At 63.5% G+C, this 15,054-nt stretch carries 14 protein-coding genes and 2 tRNA genes; 6 read left to right on the top strand and 10 right to left on the bottom strand.

Translation table 11 applies throughout. The annotated features are described in order from the left end of the window. Nucleotides 1-19: 19 nt before the first annotated feature. The gene (locus tag F8O07_RS05365; RefSeq protein ID WP_158031078.1) at nucleotides 20-823 is read right to left on the bottom strand and encodes a hypothetical protein; all 804 of its coding nucleotides are present in this window, start codon (nucleotides 821-823) and stop codon (nucleotides 20-22) included. A 220-nt stretch (nucleotides 824-1,043) separates the two neighbouring features. On the opposite strand from F8O07_RS05365, the gene F8O07_RS05360 reads away from it, so the two are divergent. After that, nucleotides 1,044-1,979 carry an acyl-CoA thioesterase gene (locus F8O07_RS05360; RefSeq protein WP_158031077.1) on the top strand — a complete coding sequence of 312 codons (936 nt, stop codon included), beginning with the start codon at nucleotides 1,044-1,046 and terminating at the stop codon, nucleotides 1,977-1,979. 742 nt (nucleotides 1,980-2,721) lie between these two features. On the opposite strand, the gene ettA is transcribed toward F8O07_RS05360, so the two are convergent. The 7 genes from ettA to F8O07_RS05325 form a co-directional block, all read right to left on the bottom strand. Beyond that, the gene (gene ettA / locus F8O07_RS05355) at nucleotides 2,722-4,404 is read right to left on the bottom strand and encodes an energy-dependent translational throttle protein EttA (protein WP_158031076.1); all 1,683 of its coding nucleotides are present in this window, start codon (nucleotides 4,402-4,404) and stop codon (nucleotides 2,722-2,724) included. A 322-nt stretch (nucleotides 4,405-4,726) separates the two neighbouring features. Beyond that, nucleotides 4,727-5,233 (bottom strand): DUF6993 domain-containing protein, encoded by a 507-nt coding sequence (locus tag F8O07_RS05350; RefSeq protein ID WP_158031075.1) that lies wholly within the window; start codon nucleotides 5,231-5,233, stop codon nucleotides 4,727-4,729. After that, nucleotides 5,230-5,973: a single-stranded DNA-binding protein gene (locus F8O07_RS05345; RefSeq protein ID WP_192496650.1), complete on the bottom strand. Its 744-nt coding sequence runs from the start codon at nucleotides 5,971-5,973 to the stop codon at nucleotides 5,230-5,232. Before F8O07_RS05345 ends, F8O07_RS05350 begins: the two co-directional genes overlap by 4 nt. Nucleotides 5,974-6,280: 307 nt before the next feature. After that, nucleotides 6,281-6,805, bottom strand: a complete 525-nt coding sequence (gene msrA / locus F8O07_RS05340) for a peptide-methionine (S)-S-oxide reductase MsrA (RefSeq protein ID WP_158031073.1) — start codon at nucleotides 6,803-6,805, stop codon at nucleotides 6,281-6,283. 4 nt (nucleotides 6,806-6,809) lie between these two features. After that, entirely contained in the window at nucleotides 6,810-8,282 is a 1,473-nt protein-coding gene (locus F8O07_RS05335; RefSeq protein ID WP_158031809.1) for an NCS2 family permease, read from the bottom strand. A 145-nt stretch (nucleotides 8,283-8,427) separates the two neighbouring features. Further along, nucleotides 8,428-8,943, bottom strand: a complete 516-nt coding sequence (locus tag F8O07_RS05330; RefSeq protein WP_158031072.1) for a DUF4395 domain-containing protein — start codon at nucleotides 8,941-8,943, stop codon at nucleotides 8,428-8,430. Next, a complete protein-coding gene (locus tag F8O07_RS05325; RefSeq protein WP_158031071.1) occupies nucleotides 8,936-9,415 on the bottom strand; it encodes a thioredoxin family protein in 480 nt (159 codons plus the stop codon). Before F8O07_RS05325 ends, F8O07_RS05330 begins: the two co-directional genes overlap by 8 nt. Nucleotides 9,416-9,554: 139 nt before the next feature. On the opposite strand from F8O07_RS05325, the gene serA reads away from it, so the two are divergent. After that, a complete protein-coding gene (gene serA / locus F8O07_RS05320; protein WP_158031070.1) occupies nucleotides 9,555-10,754 on the top strand; it encodes a phosphoglycerate dehydrogenase in 1,200 nt (399 codons plus the stop codon). A 65-nt stretch (nucleotides 10,755-10,819) separates the two neighbouring features. On the opposite strand, the gene cysK is transcribed toward serA, so the two are convergent. Next, a complete protein-coding gene (gene cysK / locus F8O07_RS05315) occupies nucleotides 10,820-11,761 on the bottom strand; it encodes a cysteine synthase A (protein WP_158031069.1) in 942 nt (313 codons plus the stop codon). A 172-nt stretch (nucleotides 11,762-11,933) separates the two neighbouring features. Between cysK and F8O07_RS05310 the strand changes: the two genes are divergently transcribed. The 4 genes from F8O07_RS05310 (at nucleotide 11,934) to F8O07_RS05295 (ending at nucleotide 14,213) form a co-directional block, all read left to right on the top strand. Then, a tRNA-Arg gene (locus F8O07_RS05310) sits at nucleotides 11,934-12,006 on the top strand. A gap of 22 nt (nucleotides 12,007-12,028) precedes the next feature. Further along, on the top strand, nucleotides 12,029-12,655 hold the full coding sequence (gene orn, locus F8O07_RS05305) for an oligoribonuclease (RefSeq protein WP_225733189.1): 627 nt from the start codon (nucleotides 12,029-12,031) through the stop codon (nucleotides 12,653-12,655). A gap of 38 nt (nucleotides 12,656-12,693) precedes the next feature. Continuing rightward, nucleotides 12,694-12,769 (top strand) — tRNA-His (locus tag F8O07_RS05300). Nucleotides 12,770-13,100: 331 nt separating this feature from the next. Then, nucleotides 13,101-14,213, top strand: coding sequence for a type I restriction endonuclease (locus tag F8O07_RS05295; RefSeq protein ID WP_225733188.1), 1,113 nt, complete (start codon nucleotides 13,101-13,103; stop codon nucleotides 14,211-14,213). Nucleotides 14,214-14,296: 83 nt separating this feature from the next. Here the strand turns inward: F8O07_RS05295 and F8O07_RS05290 are convergent, their stop codons facing one another. Next, entirely contained in the window at nucleotides 14,297-14,896 is a 600-nt protein-coding gene (locus F8O07_RS05290; protein WP_158031068.1) for an O-methyltransferase, read from the bottom strand. Nucleotides 14,897-15,054 lie beyond the last annotated feature (158 nt).

Raw genomic sequence — 15,054 nt, 5'->3', positions numbered from 1 at the left:
GAGGTGCCTGCCTCGTCAGTCAGAGCCGACTGGGCAGGCGCACGATCGCGTCGCCGAACGGCGCCGCGGCTCGCTGCCACATGCCGTTGTGGAAGAGGCGCACGATGTCAGTCTGCTCATGCTGCGACGGCAGAAAGCCGAACGCGTCGAGCGTGAACGCGAGGCCCGAGGTCAGCCCGGCCAGCGCATCCGCAGAACGGCCCCAGACGCGCCCACGCAGCTCGTGCACGGCCAGCTCGCCGGCCAGCTCGGGCACGCCCTGCGCGATCTCGTCGATGCCTGCGCGAGCCACCTCACGCACTTGCTCGACCGACACCTCGGCGACGCGCTGCCAGCCAGATCGCGGCGGAGTCACCGCAGTCCACACCTCGTGCACTTCGACGGGCGGCGTACGCAGCGTCGTGTCACCCTCGCGATGCATGCGCACGAGACGGTCGCTCAGCGCCTGCGCGTGCACCACGTACTGCAGCCGGGCAGGCTTCGCCAGCGGCAGCACCTTGACCCCGAGCAGGGTCGGTGCGGCGTCGCTCAGGCCCGCGGCGAACAGTGGTGACGCGGTGGCGACCAAGGCGCGATCATGCGCCGAGAGCCAGACTGCGGCCCCGTCGTCGAGGCGACGCGCCCGCGCCACGAACTGCTCGAGATCGGCTACGACATGCGCGTCCAGCAGATGGAGGCGGTCTGCCGCGGGCGCGGCGCCGGGGCGCGAGAGCAGGCTCGAGATGTCGAAGGCCTCGTTTACGTCTGTGCCGCCCATCGGGTCTGAATCAGGAGCTGAGTCAGGAGCTGAGCCTGGTGATGAGTCACTGTCGCCGATTGCCATGCCGACAACATATACCAGCGACGGCGGCCGTGGTCAGAGCGGCTGTTCGGCCGTGCCTATAATCCGAGGGTGCGATGTTCGTCGCGAGCCAGCTCGCGTCGGTGCCCTGCACGACGGGCCGTGCTGACGCATCCGCCGTCAGATCATGGCTGAACGCGCTGCATGCTTTGCCCAGTCCTGCGGGCTCTGCCCTTCGTCCGCTGTCACAAAGGAGTCACCAATGGCCGCTGACCGGTCTTACGCACTCGACAACATCGCGCCTGTTCGGCACATCGAAGACGTGCTGCGCCTCGAAGAGGTGGCTGCCGCGCATCCTGGTGAGCAGGGCTTTCGCGGCCCCTCGCACTGGATGCCGACTGGACGCGTGTTCGGCGGGCAGATTCTGTCGCAGGCGCTCACCGCCGCGAGTCGCACGGTGCCCGACGGCCGGTTCGTGCACTCGCTGCACGCCTATTTTCTGCGCGGCGGCGACATCGAGCTTCCGGTCGACTTCTCGGTCGAGACACTGCGCGACGGGCGCTCGTTCAGTCAGCGACGCGTGCAGGCGTATCAGCATGGGGAGCCGATTCTGTCGCTGATCACGTCGTTCCAGACGGTGGATGCGGGGCTGCAGCATGAGATTCGGCCGCCGGCCGGCATTCCCGGCCCGGACGAGCTGCCCACCACCGAAGAGACGCTGCGCGGTGCTCCCGAGGCGTTTCGACGCTACTTCACCGACTATCGTGCGTTCAAGATGCGCCACTACCCGTCGCCGATCTATGTGAGCGTGCCGAAAGAGGATGAGGACATTCCCTTCCAGGCGGTCTGGATCAAGACGCGGGAGGCATTGGGCGACGACCCTGCGCTGCACGCTGCGGCTCTGGCATATGCGAGCGACTACACGACCTTTGAGCCGATTCTGCGGCGACATGGGATTCCGTGGGCGTACCCGGGGCTGAACACGGCGAGCCTCGACCACGCGATGTGGTTTCACCGGCAGGCACGAGCAGACGAATGGGTGCTCTACGTGCAGGAGTCGCCGACCGCCCAGGGCGGCCGCGGTCTCACTGAGGGGCGCATGTTCACGCAGGGCGGCGATCTGATCGCAACTGTGGCTCAGGAAGGCCTGGTGCGGCTGCCGCAGTTCAAGCCCGAGAACCTCAAGAAGGCCGAGTAGCGCGGAGTGGCGCCGACGAGCGCCGAGTAGGCGGGGTTCTGACACTCGTTCACCGACCCAGGTCTGCGCTAGACGACCAACCGACTTCTGCTCTCACTAACCAACCGACTTCTGCTCCCGCTGAGTGTGCAGAACTTGTCCCACTCTCGACAACCAAGGCCACCTCGCCCGTCACCCAGAGTGCTGAACCTGCCGCACCCTCACCGAGAGTACAGAACCCGCCACACCTTCCACCGAGAGTACAGAACCCGCGACCTCGCGCAGCTGATACGCACACCTTCTACACACTCGACAACTAGGACCGCCCTGCCCGTCACCGAGAGCACAGAACTTGTCGTACCGGCGCCGAGAGCACACGGGCCTCTCACGCCGTCCCCGAGAGTGCAGAACCTGCGACCTCGCGCAACTGATACCCACACTTTCTACGCACTCGACAACCAGGACCGCCCTGCCCGTCACCGAGAGTACAGAACCTGTCGTACCGGCGCCGAGAGCACACGGGCCTCTCACACCGTCCCCGAGAGTACAGAACGTGCCACGCCTGACGGCAAGAAGAAAGGGCCCTGTTCCGAGATCTCATAAGATCTGGAACAGGACCCTTTCGAGCACCCAGCTCAGCGGCTGTATACGGGTTGACCGAACGCACAGCTCAGCTGGCGTGCAAGAAGGCCAATGCCCGGCTCTGCTTGGGTTCGGGCCGACCGAACGCGCGGCTATGTCAGTGCGCAGGAAACTGAACGAATCAGTCGCGCGTGAGCTTGCGGTAGGTCACGCGGTGCGGGCGAGCGGCATCCTCGCCGAGGCGCTCGACCTTGTTCTTCTCGTACGCGTCGAAGTTGCCCTCGAACCAGTACCATTTGGCCGGGTTCTCATCGTCACCCTCGTACGCGAGAATGTGCGTAGCGATTCGGTCGAGGAACCACCGGTCGTGGGTGATGACCACGGCACAGCCGGGAAAGTCGAGCAGTGCGTTCTCGAGGCTGGACAGCGTCTCCACGTCCAGGTCGTTGGTCGGCTCATCGAGCAGCAACAGGTTGCCGCCCTGCTTCAGGGTCAGCGCAAGGTTCAACCGGTTGCGCTCACCGCCCGAGAGTACTCCCGCAGGCTTCTGCTGATCGGGGCCTTTGAACCCAAACGCCGACACATATGCGCGGCTGGGCATCTCGACCTGGCCCACGTGAATGTAATCGAGCCCGTCAGAGACGACCTCCCAGACGTTCTTCTTGGGATCGATTCCCTCTCGCCCCTGGTCGACATACGAGATCTTGACCGTCTCACCGACTTTGAGGTTGCCGCCGTCGAGCTTCTCCTGCCCCACGATCGTCTTGAACAGCGTGGACTTGCCGACACCGTTCGGACCGATGATGCCGACGATGCCGTTGCGCGGCAGCGTGAACGAGAGGTCGTCGATCAGAACGCGATCGCCGAAGCCCTTGTGCAGGTGCTCTGCCTCGAGCACGATGTCGCCAAGGCGCGGGCCCGGCGGAATCTGGATCTCTTCGAAGTCGAGCTTCTTGGTCTTCTCGGCCTCGTTGGCCATCTCTTCATAGCGAGCCAGACGAGCCTTGCTCTTGGCTTGCCGCCCCTTGGGGTTCGTTCGCACCCAGTCAAGCTCGTCTTCGAGACGTTTCGCCAGCTTGGCATCCTTGCGGCCCTGCACCTCGAGACGATCTTTCTTCTTCTCAAGATAGGTCGAGTAGTTGCCCTCATACGGGTAGGCGCGACCGCGGTCGAGTTCGAGAATCCACTCGGCGACGTGATCGAGGAAGTACCTGTCGTGGGTGACCGCGAGCACGGCCCCCGGGTACGAATGCAGGTGCTGCTCAAGCCAGAGCACGCTCTCGGCATCGAGGTGGTTCGTGGGCTCGTCGAGCAGCAGCAGATCAGGTTTCTTCAACAGCAGCTGGCAGAGCGCCACGCGACGACGCTCACCGCCCGAGAGGTTCTTCACAATGGCATCAGACGGGGGCAGTCGCAGCGCATCCATCGCCTGCTCCAGCTGTGAGTCCAGATCCCAGGCGTCGGCCGCATCGATGTCTTCCTGCAGCTTGCCCATCTCTTCGAGCAGCGCGTCGTAGTCAGCATCAGGGTTGGCCAGCTCTTCGCTGATCTGGTTGAACCGATCGACCTTGCCTTTGAGCTCGCCGACTCCCTGCTGCACGTTCTCGAGCACGGTGAGCTCGTCATCAAGTTCGGGCTCCTGCTGCAGGATGCCGACAGAGAAGCCTGGCGTGAGCCGCGCCTCACCGTTGCTCGGCGTGTCGAGCCCGGCCATGATCTTGAGCACGCTCGACTTGCCGGCGCCGTTCGGTCCGACCACGCCGATCTTCGCGCCCGGCAGGAATGCCAGGGTGACGTCGTCGAGGATGACCTTGTCGCCATGCGCCTTTCGGGCGCGCACCATCTGGTAAATGTATTCAGCCATGCGCACCATTCTATGGGTTGGGAGCCCGTTCATGGAGCTGCCGCGCGACCCGACAAGAGGTTCCGCTGCGGGCGAAGCCGCCCCGCGCGCCGCTTCGTCGCGACCGCATCTTTGTTGGACGGCTCGTGTGGCGACACTGGCGCAAGGGCACATTCAGCGACACTGCCGGGGCTTGTGAAGCGGCACTCGTGCAGGGGCACAGTCAGCACTGCCGAGGACTCATGCAGAGACACTCGCGCAGGGGCACTCCAGCTGCACTCATACACAGTGACACTGCCGCAGACCACCCCAACACCGCTACTGTAGGGGCACCCCAGCGACGCTACTGCAGCGGCACAGTGTTGCCGACGAGGCAGGCCCCATTGATCGGCGCAGCCACCACAGCATCGAATCGCCCGCGATGGTACTGCCCCACCAGGCACTGATCGTCGATCTTGACCGAGACCGACAGGTTGTCGGCATCCAGGTCTTTCGGTGTGCGGTCAGGGGTGACCTGTATCTGGTCGTTGGTGACCCCGACCGAGTGCACGGCGTCGACGACAGACTGTGTCGTCGGCACTTTGTCGTCATTGGTCAGCGGCTGCAGCAGTGACTGAAACGCCGGCAGGTTCTGCTTCGCGGTGCCGCCGGGCGCCCAAACCGCAGCGCTCGGAGCGGGTGCCGGAGTCGACGGCGCTGAGGCATTGTTCGTCTGAGCACAGCCAGCAAGTGCGACGACCGTCAGCACGCCCGCGAAAGCTCCTGCAACGGTCGAACGCACGCGGAAGATACCGACCGATTCTCGGCGAGAAGACGGCTGACGACGAGAGCTGGCGGTTCGAATGGTCACCCGCCTAGCGTAGCCGCCGCCCGGCCGCTTTGCATGCCGGGCTCATTCCAGCCTCGGGGCTGTACGGATGCGTCGGTCCAGTTGTCGCCGTGATCTTCGAGCCCGCCGTGTGACGCAGCGTCATCGAGCGCACCCGTCGTGGAACCGTTGCCTTCCACTGTCTGCACATCAGATTCGGACGTCAACGCTGCGGCATCGACGTGCACCCGACCGGTCGCAGACGCTGTGCCAGCGTCAGACGCACCTGTGCCAAACCCAGACGCACCTGCGCCATCCTCAGGCGCACCAGTGGATGCATCTGCATCCGCCGAGTGAAAGGAGTCTTCTGGACCAGAGACCTCGCCAGGCGCGCCCTCCGGCTGCAGGTGAGCTGGAGGCTGACGTTCGGGTTTGGTCAGCGCACTGATGCCCCAGACCAGATCGTGCCCCATATTGTCTGCGACGATCTCAACAGTGGTGCCCGAGCGTTCTTCGTTCTGCCACTGCTTGACGCGAAGCCTGCCCTGCACCAAGACCCGCTGACCTTTGAAGAGGCTCTGCTGAGCATGCGTGGCCAGCTGCCGAAATGCGGTCACTGTGAACCAATTCGTATCGCCGTCGACCCATCGCCCCTCTTTCTGGTCGAAGCGTCGCTGGTTCGATGCGAGCCGAAACGAAGTGATGGGCTTGCCGTCTCGAGTGAAGTTCGTCTGCGGCTCAGTGGCGACCAGGCCGTTGACTGCGATGGTGTCGATGCTCATGGCGGGCTCCTTCAGGATGCGACCCGACCCGGTGGCCGAGTTCCTGTTGCCAGCATCGCCAGTCGTCATCACCATCGCAGCTCTGCGCACGCCAGTGTGCACAACTTCGACCACTGCATCCGGCTGTGCGGACTGCATCTGCCAGTCATCTGCCCCCACGCACCTGCGATCGCCTCACAGATGCAGACCCGCTCACATGGGTGCAAGGCCTCAACCTCTGGCAGGTTCCAAGCTGAGGTCGATGCAGAGCCGCTCACACGGATGCAAGAGATGCTGCGGCCGAGGTCTAGCACCGCTCAGCAATCAGTCAGTCGACGAAGAGGTCGGCGAAACGCCGCCGCACCTTGGCCACCTTCGCAGGTATCACCGCCTGGCAGTACCCCTGCCCCGGGTTCTTGGCGAAGAAGTCCTGGTGATAGTCCTCCGCCGGCCAGAACGCACCGAGCGGCTCGATCGTCGTCACGATCGGCGCGTCCCACCATTCCTGGGCACGCTGAATCGCACGCTCGAAGGTCTCACGCTGGGCGGCATCCGTCGGGAACATCGCCGAGCGGTACTGCGTGCCCACGTCGTTGCCCTGCCGGTTCAGCGTCGTCGGGTCGTGCAGCGTGAAGAACACGTCGAGCAGCGTGTCGACGGGCAGCTGCTGCTCGTCGAACACCACTTTGACCGCCTCGGCGTGCCCGGTCGTCCCAGTGCACACCTGTTCATAGGTCGGATGCTCGACGCTGCCTCCGACGTATCCGCTGATGACCTCTTCGACACCACGCAGGTGACGAAAGACGGAGTCGAGACACCAGAAGCATCCGCCGGCGACGACGATCTCATCCATGCGATCAGCCTCCGATCAGTGCCTGCAGCGGACCGCGTGCGAAGTACACCGCGAAACCGATCGAGACGATCCAGAGCAGCGGCGAGATGTGACGTGCCTTGCCCGAGATCGACCGCACCAGCACCCAGCTGATGAACCCGACGCCGATGCCGTTGGCGATCGAGTAGGTCAGCGGCATCACTGTGATCGTCAGGAAGACCGGCAGCGCGGCCGAGTATTCGCTCCAGTCGATGTCTTTGATCTGCGACACCATCAGCGAACCGACGGCGACCAGGGCGGCCGAGGCGACCTCAGCCGGCACGATCGTGGTCAGCGGGCTGAAGAACATCGCCAGCAGGAACAGCGCGCCGGTGACCACCGAGGCCAGACCGGTTCGCGCGCCCTCGCCGACGCCGGCCGCCGAATCGACGAACACCGTATTGGCCGAACCCGAAGTCGCACCGCCGGCTGCGACGGCGACGCCCTCCATGACCATCGCCGACTTGAGTCGAGGAAAGTTGCCCTTCTCGTCGGCCAGGCCGCCCGCCTTCGCAAGGCCGGTCATCGTGCCCATCGCGTCGAAGAAGCTGGTGAAGAACAGGGTGAAGATCAGCATGATCGACGACAGGTAGCCGATGCGACCGAAGGCGCCGAAGTCGAAGTTGCCGACCAGGCTGAGATCGGGCAGCGAGAACAGGCTGCTGGGCAGCTGCGGCACGCTGAGGCCCCAGCCACCGGGGTTGTCGACCGAGCTGCCGAGGTGCAGCACCGCCTCGAGGATCATTGCCACGATGGTCGATGCGACGATGCCGATCAGCAGTGCGCCCTTGATCTTTCGCGCCATGAGCACGGCGATGATGATCAGCGACACCACGAACATGACGACCGGCCAGGTGTGCACCGAGCCGCCCTCGCCGAGCTGCACCGGAGGCGAGTTGAAGCCCGTCGACCGCACCAGCCCCGAGTCGACGAAGCCGATGAATGCGATGAACAGACCGATGCCGACCGTGATGGCCGTCTTCAGCTGCTGCGGAATCGACTCGAAGATCATCGTGCGCAGACCGGTGAGCGACAGAATCGTGATGACGATGCCGTTGATCACGACCAGGCCCATCGCCTCAGGCCAGGTGACCTCGCCGACCACGCTCACGGCCAGGAACGAGTTCACGCCGAGACCTGCGGCGAGCCCGAACGGCAGGTTCGCGACGAAGCCGAAAAGGATGGTCATCACGCCGGCGGTCAGTGCCGTCACCGCTGCGACCTGGTTGTTGGGCAGGAAGCCGCCTGCGACATCCACCGCCGCCTGGTCGGGCGAGAACCCGCCGATGATCAAGGGGTTCAGAATGACGATGTAGGCCATCGCCACGAAGCTGACCAGCCCGCCGCGCACCTCGGTGCCGACGGTCGAGCCGCGCTTGGCGACGTGAAAGACGCGTTCGATCCACGCAGGATGGCTGGGTTGCGTCGACTGCGGAGTCGTGTGCGACTGGTCGGTCATGTCTGTGGAGCCGGACAAGGGCTTCCTCTCTCGCTCATGAGATCTTGACGTGGCGTCTGGTGTCACGCTGCTCGCTCTGAGCGAACGCCGAAGGATCACGTGTCTGCTGCGAGAGCGAACGGGGATCTGCTTCGACTATCGTGCGTCAGAGCTTCACCAGTTTAGCGCGCGCCAGCAGCAGATAGACCTCGCAGCCGAGGCAGTAGCCGAAGACTCCGTTGAGAAAGGCCGCGACGAACGCGACGGCGGTGGGCACGAAGAGTCCCCACGGCACGCCCAGCAGCGCCAGCACCAGGGCGACGGCAGTGAAGACGAACCCCACGAGCTGGGCGAATCGCGGCGGCCTCGGGTTTTCGAGCTGTTCTGGTGGTGCCAGTCTCGGGCGAACCACAGTGCGAAACAGTACGGAGTACGGATGCGTCTTCGACCCCAGAAACGCACCCCAGGCGAAGAGCAGCGTCACCACCAGCAAGAGCCAGAAGCTGGCGCGAGTCTGCGGCCCGCCCGGCTCACCAGTTCGGACCCCGGGGCCTTCGACCAGGTTGAGAAACAACACGACGAGCAGCAGCACCCAAGTGGTGTTCGCCCCAAAGCGCGGTGCCCTGGGGTCGATGCCCGGCCCGTTTGGCTGGGCCTGCAGCGTATACGTCTTATCACTCATGTGAGCCTCCTCTGGATACCTCGATGCCTGCCGTGTGCAGCAGGTCGTCGATCAGCTCGCGGTAGCGGCTGTGCGTCGCCGGCCCCTCGACCCGGCCGGCCTGAGAACCGTGTGCATCGAAGAACAACACCGTGGGTGTGCGTCGAATGCCATAACGTCGAGCGGTGTCGAGATCACTGCCGACGTCGATCTCGACGAAGGCGATGTCTGGGTCGGCCGCGCTGATCGCGGTGAGCGACCGGCGCACTGATGGGCAGTGGGCGCAGACTTCGGTCGACATCTGCACGATCGTCGCTCGCCGGCCGAGCCGCCCCAGCACCGGGTCGGCAGTGGTCGTCGCAGGATGCCATGGTGGCGTCTGCTGAGATCGGTTGCGCACGAGTCGCCCCTGCCGCAAGCGCCAGAACAGACCGAGCGCTGTCGCGATGAGGCAGAGGCCCGACAGAACGAAGACGGCGGTGAGTGGTGACATTGTGGTGGCAGCCTATGTCGCTTCACCCGCCCACAGCCTCTCGGCTGACACATGGCGCAACGTTCGTCACCCGGGCCGCATGACACGGCGTGGCGAACCCGCGGTTTCGCTGAGACTCCACCGGGGTTAGCATTAAGAGGTGCACAAAGCCCTACTTCTCGAGAACATCCATCCGCTTGCCATCTCAAATCTGAAGGCCCGAGGTTTCGAGGTCGCCACCGTCGGTGGTGCGCTCGACGAAGACGAGCTCATCTCGAAGCTCGCCGACGTCTCGGTGCTCGGCATTCGATCGAAGACTCACGTCACCGATCGCGTGCTCGCCAACGCCCCGCAGCTCGAGGCAGTCGGCGCGTTCAGCATCGGCACCAACCAGATCGACCTGCCTGCAGCCGCAGAGCGTGGCATCGCAGTCTTCAACGCGCCATACTCGAACACCCGCTCGGTCGTCGAGCTGGTCATCGGCGAGCTGATCATGCTCGTGCGTCACATTCCCGAGAAAGACCGGATGGCTCACCGCGGCATCTGGGACAAAGCTGCGACCGGCTCGCACGAGGTGCGTCACCGCACGCTCGGCATCATCGGCTACGGAAACATCGGCGCCCAGCTCTCGGTCGTCGCCGAGGCCCTCGGCATGAAGGTCGTCTTCTACGACCTCGAAGAGAAGCTCGCGATGGGCAACGCCGAACGCCGGCATACGCTCAACGAGCTGCTCGAAGAGAGCGACGTCGTGACCCTGCACGTTGACGGCCGCAAGTCGAACACCAACTTCTTCGGCACCGAACAGTTCGCCGCCTTGAAAGACGGCGCGATGTTCATCAACAACTCACGCGGCCACGTCGTCGACATCGAGGCCCTCTACGACGCGGTCAAGAGCGGTCACGTCGGCGGCGCGGCGATCGACGTCTACCCCGCCGAGCCCAAGAAGCGCGGCGACGCCTTCGAGACCAAGCTCGCCGAGTTCGACAACGTCATCCTCACTCCACACATCGGCGGTTCGACCGAAGAGGCCCAGCGCAACATCGGCCGCTTCGTCTCGGGCAAGCTCATCGACTACATCAAGCACGGCGACACCAGCCTGAGCGTCAACCTGCCGGTGCTGACGCTGCCCTGGACCGACGGCATCCACCGCATCGCCCACATTCACCGCAACATTCCGGGCGTGCTCGCGAAGGTGAACAACACGCTCAGCGATCTCGGCGTGAACATCGACAGCCAGGTGCTGGCCACCCGCGGCCAGATCGGCTATGCGGTGACCGACGTGAACGCCTGGGTTGAGGAATCGGTGCTCGATGTGCTGCGCGACATGGATGAGACCATTCGCCTGCGCATCATGGGCTGACCCGACCAGAGTCGTCAACGGCGGTCATCTGCTCTCTCCGGAGGGTCGGATGGCCGCCGTTCTGCTCACCGCACGTGATCGTACAGCTCACTCGTGATGTACCGCTCCCCCGTATCAGGCAGCACCGCGACAATCGTCTTGCCCGCGTATTCTGGCTCGCTCGCAAGTCGAGTCGCGGCCAGCAGTGCTGCGCCCGACGAGATGCCGACGATCAGCCCTTCCAGACGTGCGGCCTGCCGCGAGGCTTCGATGGCCTGATCCTGCTCAACGGTCACCATGCGGTCGATCACCTCGACGTCGGTCACCGGCGGGGTGCCGTCGCCGCCCGTGATGCCCTGAACCTTGTGCGGTCGCCACTCACCGCCGCTCAGCACCGGCGCCTCGGCTGGCTCGACCCCGATCACCTCGATATCGGCCTTCACCTGTTTCAGAAACCGCCCGGTACCGCTGATCGTTCCGCCGGTTCCGGTCGTCGCAACCAGAACATCCACCTCACCATCGGTGTCATCCCAGATTTCGGGACCTGTGCTGCCGAAGTGCGCTCTCGGATTGGCCTCGTTGCCGCCCTGCCCCGTGAGCACTAGGCTCGGGTCGCCTTCGAGTATCTCTCCCGCACGCTGATTCGCGCCGGCCATACCCTCGTCACCCGGCGTGAGCACCAGCTCGGCACCGAGCGCCCTGATCAATGTGCGACGCTCGAGTGAGACGTCGTCGGGCATGACGATGACCACGCGGTAGCCGCGCACAGCACCGATCCAGGCCAGGGCGATGCCGGTGTTGCCGCTCGTCGCCTCGAGAATGCCCCTGCCCCGGCCGAGGCTGCCGTCGGCTTCGGCGGCGCGCACGATCGAGAGAGCCGTGCGGTCTTTGATGCTCGACCCGGGGTTGAACGACTCAAGCTTGACCAGCACGCGCGCGCCCGGCTGCGCGGCGGCTGTCAGTCGGTTCAGCTGCACGAGCGGACTGCGACCGACCGTCTCGGTCAGGTCATGGAAGATTCTCGACATGCCTTGCATTCTATGGCGTCAGTGCTGGCGAGCAGCGGTCTCTGACGAACTGCGTCAGCGTCTCGGTTCTCGAGCCGCGTCGCAGCTCGAGTCGCGACTCGAGGGCAGCGGCGACCACCGTGCACCGCCGCCGCGCTCGGTGTATCATCGTTGGGTGCCGAGTGCGGCGCCTCTCCCCGTAGCTCAGTGGACAGAGCAGAGGGTTTCTACCCCTTGTGTCGCGGGTTCAAATCCTGCCGGGGAGACTCAGAATCACTTGGAGGCCTCGTGCCACACGGCAAGAACATCATCTGGATCGACTGCGAGATGACCGGGCTCGACCTGCATCGAGACGCCCTGATCGAGATCGCAGTGATCGCGACTGACGAGAATCTCAACGTGTGCGACGCGGGCATCGATCTGATCATCAAACCGTCGGCGGATGCTCTGGCCGGCATGAATGACTTCGTGCGGAACATGCACACCGAGTCGGGCCTGCTCGACGAACTCGATGACGGGATCTCGCTGGCCGAGGCCAACGATCAGGTGATGGCGTACGTGAAGAAGCACGCACCGCGGCCACAGGCGAACCCACTGGCCGGCAACTCGATCGGCACCGACCGCGGCTTTCTCGCCCGTGACCTGCCCGAGCTCGACGAGCACCTCAGCTATCGCAACATCGACGTATCGAGCCTCAAAGAGCTCGCTCGACGGTGGTTTCCGCGAGCGTACTACCACTCCCCTGAAAAGCATGGCGGGCACCGCGCGATGGCCGACATCATCGAGTCGATTCGCGAGCTCGACTACTACCGGCGCACCTTCATCGTGGCCGAGCCCGGCCCGACGAGCACCGAGGCGACGGCCGCATGCGAAGCCTCGGAAACCCGATTCGCGTCGCTGCTGCAAAACCAGTAAGATAAAACGCGCTGCGTTCGAGCGATCGAGTGCACATGGTGGCTATAGCTCAGTTGGTAGAGCGCCGGCTTGTGGTGCCGGATGTCGCGGGTTCAAGTCCCGTTAGCCACCCCATATATGCAGTAGGTTCTTCACCTCTTTGGTTGTCGCACGGCTACATCTGCGGCTGCAATGCGACGCAGCCGATTCGTCTTTTCGAATTGGCACTTCGGCATCGCTCGGTGCGATGCGCAGATGCTGCTGCCCCGCCCCAACACGCGACTCAGTCACTCTGACCTCACTCGTCTCTGCTCATATGCGACCCTCGGGTACGCGCTGGATCACCTCAGAATGCAGACAAGGGAAAGTTCTGAGGAACTCCCCTGCGACTGCGCGTCAGTACCGTTGGGTCTTGGTCCTGCCTCATAGGCTAAACGAGCTTGCCACAATCCAATAAGGGGGAAACGTGCCCGAGATCACCGAGCGTCTGAACAGCCTGGCCACAAAGATCGATAAGCAGCGCGACGCGATCGAAACCGAAGAAGCCACAAAAAACGCATTTGTGATGCCCTTCATCTCGCTCGTGTTAGGGTACGACGTCTTCAACCCGAACGAAGTGGTGCCCGAGTACACCGCAGACATCGGCACGAAGAAGGGCGAGAAGATCGACTACGCGATCATCAAAGACGATGTCGTGCAGATTCTCGTCGAGTGCAAGAAGATCGGCGAAGATCTCAATATCAACCATGCCTCACAGCTGTTTCGATACTTCGCCGTCACGAATGCACGCATCGCCATCCTGACTAACGGTGATGAGTACAAGTTCTTCACCGATCTTGAGAAGCCCAATCGAATGGACGAGAAGCCGTTCCTCCGATTCCAGGTGTCTGATCTGGATCCCGTCGTCATCCCCGAGCTCAACAAGCTCACAAAAGAGGTCTTCGACCTCGACTCCGTCTTGAACGCCGCTGAGGAGCTCAAGTACGTCGGTGAGCTCAAACGTGCCCTGGCCACTCAGTTCAAAGCACCTGATGACGATTGGATCAAGATGGTCGCTTCGCGCGTGTACGACGGATCCTTCACGCAGAAGGTTCGCGACCTGTTCTCAAGTCTGGTACCGAAAGCCATGAAACAGTTCTTGGCAGACCAAGTCAACGACCGGCTCAAGGCGGCCTTGGGCAGCCAGGCCTACCAGACCGAATCCGATGACGCATCGGTCTCCGGCCCCGCGGCCAGCGCCAACGTGGCACAGGCCAGCGTGGATCATCCTGACGAGAAGTCGGACAAAGGCATCGAGACCACTTTGGAAGAGATCGAGGCCTATCAGATCGTGCGAGCCATCGTCTGCAGCGAAGTCTCACCAGCACGCATCGCCCAGCGCGACACCAAGTCTTACTTCGGAATTCTGCTCGACGACAACAATCGCAAGCCGATCGCACGTCTCCATTTCAACACCGGGCAGAAGTACATCGGACTCTTCGACACCGAGAAGAACGAGACTCGTGAAACGATCGACACCCTTGACGAGATCTATAAGTTCGCCGACCAGCTGAGAGCCACCGCGCACTTCTACGACTGATTCGCAGCGTAATCTGCTTCACTGCACAGGGCTCGAGCCTCAGCTTGGGTTCTGTGCGTTCTCTCCGGTCGAAGCCCCTGCTCTTACTGGATGTCAGCACCGCCGACGACGACCAGGAGAAGCCCGGCTCCAATCGGCACAAGAGCTTCAGTCGCTCTGTCGTCTGCCTGAATCAGTTCCCGAAACTCGACGACCTGATCCGCATGCGAAAGCACATTATCGACCACGAGCAGGCCCTGCGGACGAAGCGTGCGCACAAGATCTGGCCAATATGCGGGGTACTCCGGCCGTTCGGCATCAAGGAAGATCAGATCCCATTCGGCATCGCGAGATTCACGCAGAGCTTGTCTGGCATCCTCATTGCGCAGCTCGACTCGGTCACGCAGACCCGCCCGGTCAAGGTTCTGTGCAGCCTGCGCGCTTCGGTCCGCATCGAGTTCCACACTGACCAGCCGCCCGTTCGCCAGACGGACGGCGTCGGCCAACCAGAGCGTCGAGTACCCGTTCGACGTGCCGAGCTCCAACACGTTGCGCGCGCCCGTCGCGCGAACGAGCAGGGATAACAGCGCTGCTGACTCTGGTTCCAGATTGCGCAACCGATCCAGCCGGTCCGGCTGGCCAGCGTCGTAAGCGACACCTTGCGAATGAAGCTTCTGGAGCATTGCGGTCAGCTTCTCGTCCATGAGACACCCTTCGTTGTTCCCGTCAGTGGGTCTTGCAGCGAGCCTACTGGCCTTGCTCGCGGTGCCCACACCCACCACTCCTGCTACACTCATGCGACCAGCCGCGAATGAAGGAGCGACTCGCCAATTGGGTTCAACGCCTACCGCACGCCGAGCAC

This window comes from Pseudoclavibacter sp. CFCC 13796 (genome assembly GCF_008831185.1).
Classification (GTDB): domain Bacteria; phylum Actinomycetota; class Actinomycetes; order Actinomycetales; family Microbacteriaceae; genus Pseudoclavibacter_A.
The sequence above is the reverse complement of the archived record's forward strand: the minus strand, read 5'-3'. Positions and strand labels throughout refer to the sequence as shown.